Origin of the sequence: Desulfonatronospira sp. MSAO_Bac3 (assembly GCF_003838035.1) — a bacterium.
Lineage (GTDB): Bacteria > Desulfobacterota > Desulfovibrionia > Desulfovibrionales > Desulfonatronovibrionaceae > Desulfonatronospira > Desulfonatronospira thiodismutans.
Genome location: NZ_QYZY01000014.1, coordinates 1 through 3004 on the forward strand (window position 1 = coordinate 1; position 3004 = coordinate 3004).

A 3004-nucleotide genomic window follows, 5' to 3' on the forward strand; every position below is an offset into this window, starting at 1 on the left:
AAGTCTGCCTTTATCGCACGCAAATGATGTTCTGGTCCAGTTCTGAGCGGACGACAAGCACCGAGCACCCGGCGTAGCGCACCACCCTGGAGGTGTTGGAGCCGATAAAGTATTCCGTCAGGGTAGGACGATGAGCCGGGATGACTATAAGGTCGGCATTGACTTGCCTGGCGGTTTTCAGGATGCGGCGATAAACAGTTCCCTGGGCCACTATATGCTGGATATCCAGATCCTGGGGCAAGTGACTGGTCACATGTTCATGAAGAAGGTTTTCAGCCTCGCGTACAATCTGGCTGCTCACGTCCTGGGGAAAATAGTTGCCCACTACGGGCATGCCCAGGTCCGGAACAACAGTAAGCACATAAAGGCGGGCATTATAAAACCTGCAGAGTTCCACTGCATTCTGCAGAGCAAGGTTGCGCAGGCGCTCGTCTTCTTCCTGCAGGTCAACCGGAACAAGAATGCGCTGGTACATGATTTATTCTCCTTTTTCCTGGGCCCTGGAGGCCATGAATTTCTGAAATCTCCGGACCTTGATTTTCTGGAATATATATACGGCGAAAAACATGCATACCCCCAGGATCTGCATTCCCAGGCGGTCAAAGGGCAGGTAGACCTCAAATGCGCCCGGCCTGAAGGCGGTGGCGCAGGCCAGAAGCAGAAACAGCCTTTCGTACCACCTGCATTTTATCACCAGCCAGCCCTGAAGGGCAGAGGCAAAGGCGAACATGGCGATAAGTCCGGAAAAGAATATCCAGGCCAGGCGCACAGGATCATCCAGCCATATTACTCCTCCGGCTGCGGTCACCCCGGCAATCATTAGCAGTTCCGTATTGAACAGAAATATAAAAGGCAGAATAACTGTTCTAAGACTGTAATAGAAGGCCTGCACCCCTGTCTTGATGGGATCGGACCTGGCTATAGCCGCTCCGGCGTAGGAGGCCAGGCCCACCGGCGGGGTGACGTCCGCCAAGATTCCGAAATAGAATACAAACAGGTGAATGGCTATGATGGGAAAAATTATGCCCATGTCCGCGCCCAGGTGTAGAATGACCGGCGCGGTGAGGGTGGCCATTATTATATAATTGGCGGTTGTAGGCATGCCCATGCCCAGGATAAGGCTGGTCATGGCGGTCAGAACAAGCATCAGGGCCATGTTGCCCATGGAGAGCACATCAATGATATTTACGAATCGGCCCACAAGACCGGTTATGGAGACCACGCCCACGATTATGCCCGCCGTGGCTGTGGCTATGCCCACGGAGATCATGTTTCTGGCTCCCATGATCAGGCCGTCCCACAGGTCACGCAGGCCGTCCACAAAAGCCCCGCCGATGTAGCGCTTCAGGTCCAGGTCCGGGTCCAGGGTGCCGGCTTTGCGGTGATATCCCAGGGAGAGAAAGGCGATAATGGGCCGCTGCACCAGCATGATAACCATGAGTCCCTGGATGGCATGCAGGGCGGAAGCAACAGGAGAGCGTCTCAGCACAACCAGATAGATAATCAGAATGGCCAGAGGAATTATAAAATGGCATCCCCTGAGGACGGTTTTCCAGAATTTGGGTAGTTCCTTGCGCGGTAATGGCTTGATGCCCATTTTAAGAGATTCCAGGTGGACCACGTACAAAAGGGCCAGGTAGGCTATAAGGGCTGGAAACAGGGCGGCCCGGACCACGTCTAAGTAGGGTATGCCGATGATCTCAGCCATAATGAAGGCCGCGGCTCCCATGATGGGAGGCATGATCTGGCCGTTAGTGGAAGCGGCCACCTCTACCGCCCCGGCCTTGTGTCCCGGGAACCCTACTTTTTTCATCAGGGGAATGGTAAAGGTCCCGGTGGTGACTGTATTGGCTATGGAAGAACCGGAGATCATGCCGGTCATACCCGAAGCCAGTACCGCTGCCTTGGCCGGTCCGCCCCTGAAGGTTCCCAGGGCGGAAAAGGCCACGTCTATAAAATATTTTCCCCCGCCGGCTCGGTCCAGCAGTGCTCCGAACAGTACGAAAAGAAATACGAAGGATACGGAAACTCCCAGAGGCACTCCGAAAATCCCGGTGGTGGTCAGGTACATGTCGCTGATCATGAAGTCCAGGGGAATGCCCCTGTGTCTGAGTATTTCCGGGAGATAAGGGCCAATGAAGTTGTAGGCCAGAAAGATGGCGGCCAGAATGGACAGGGCCGGTCCCAGGGCCCGGCGTGCAGCTTCCAGCAAAAGGACAATCAGGATAAAGCCCATGACAATATCGGTCTGGTTGGGCATGCCCTGGCGGAAAATAAGGTTGTCGAAATCCCACCATAAGTAAAGAGCAGAAGCCATGCCCAGAGCAGCAAATATCCAGTCGTATACGGGAATGGTTTTACGGATGGATTTGCTGGCAAAAGATGGAATAATCTTTTGCGTCAGGCTGACCCAGAAGGGTGTGGAATGCTGTTTGTAAGCCGGATAAACCAGAAAGGTCAGTCCTATGGCGAAAGCCAGGTGCCAGATCCTGGCAATATGCGAATTTATGGGGTCATGAGCTATTGACAGCTGAAAAATGGACCAGGCCAGGCAAAGCAGAACAATAATCCATCTGGCAACAATGCTTTTGGGATCCCTGACCCCGGCCTCCACCATGACCACCAGGTCTCTGGCTTCTTTTGTCGTGGGTGGTGCTTTGTCCTGTCCGTCCTGATTTCCCGTGGTCTTCTGGTTTTCCTCAAGAGTGTTGTTTTTTCCGGCTTGTTCGCTCATGTGGTTTACCTGTTATTTTGGCGGTTATCCATTCGGGAAGAGTAGGTCTTTGTGCCGGATTGCGGCAGAGATTAATCAGGATGTTGTTGTCTCATACGGGAATTTAAAGCTGCAGGCTGCCCGTCATGGGGCCGGCGGGTCATGAAGACCCGGGAAAAAACGGATATGGTTCCGGTGTCGCAGGGGGGCGGACACCTCCCGGCCAAAAAATGATTACGTAACGGGACCAGGATTAATTGACACTTATAAAGTACCGCCGGACAGAGCCTG

2 protein-coding genes are annotated in these 3004 nt (G+C 53.7%); both read right to left on the minus strand.

Annotated elements, in window-relative coordinates:
- Nucleotides 1-10: 10 nt before the first annotated feature.
- On the minus strand, nucleotides 11-475 hold the full coding sequence (locus D5S03_RS00285) for a universal stress protein (RefSeq protein ID WP_008869013.1): 465 nt from the start codon (nucleotides 473-475) through the stop codon (nucleotides 11-13).
- Nucleotides 476-478: 3 nt separating this feature from the next.
- Nucleotides 479-2734, minus strand: coding sequence for a TRAP transporter permease (locus D5S03_RS00290; protein WP_287042357.1), 2256 nt, complete (start codon nucleotides 2732-2734; stop codon nucleotides 479-481).
- Between the last annotated feature and the right edge of the window lie 270 nt (nucleotides 2735-3004).